This is a genomic window from Streptomyces sp. DH12, from assembly GCF_020873895.1.
Taxonomy (GTDB): domain Bacteria; phylum Actinomycetota; class Actinomycetes; order Streptomycetales; family Streptomycetaceae; genus Streptomyces.
In genome coordinates this window covers 1-396 of the sequence record NZ_JAHWGT010001594.1, presented here as the reverse complement: position 1 = coordinate 396, position 396 = coordinate 1, and the positions used below count along the sequence as shown (strand labels likewise).

The 396-nt window shown below is 66.9% G+C and carries 1 protein-coding gene; it reads right to left on the bottom strand.

The window, feature by feature from the left end; translation table 11 throughout:
- Positions 1–396: CBS domain-containing protein (locus LPA54_RS41255; RefSeq protein WP_228985514.1), on the bottom strand; the 396-nt coding region annotated here is incomplete at both ends.

The window sequence follows — 396 nt, the reverse complement described above, 5'->3', positions numbered from 1 at the left end:
ACCTTCAGGAGATCGGAGCGACTGACCACGCCTTCGAGAAGCCCCTCGGCGGTGGTGACGGGCAGTCGCTTGACCCGCCGCTGTGCCATGACCCGGGCGGCTTCCGCCAGTGTGGCGTCGGCGTGGACGGTGACGGCCGGTGTACTCATCAGTTCGCCCGCGGTCAGTGCGCCCGCTTTGGCCAGGTCGGGCAGCCGCCTCAACTGCGTGAAGCGGTCAGGGTCGCTGTCGCGGAATTCTTCTTTGGGCAGCAGATCTGCCTCCGACACGACACCGACGACACGCCCTTCGCCCTCCAGCACGGGCAAGGCACTGATCCTCCACTGCTGCATGAGCTCGACGATCTCTCTGAACGAGGCGCCGCGGCCCACGGCCACGACGGTGTGCGTCATGACA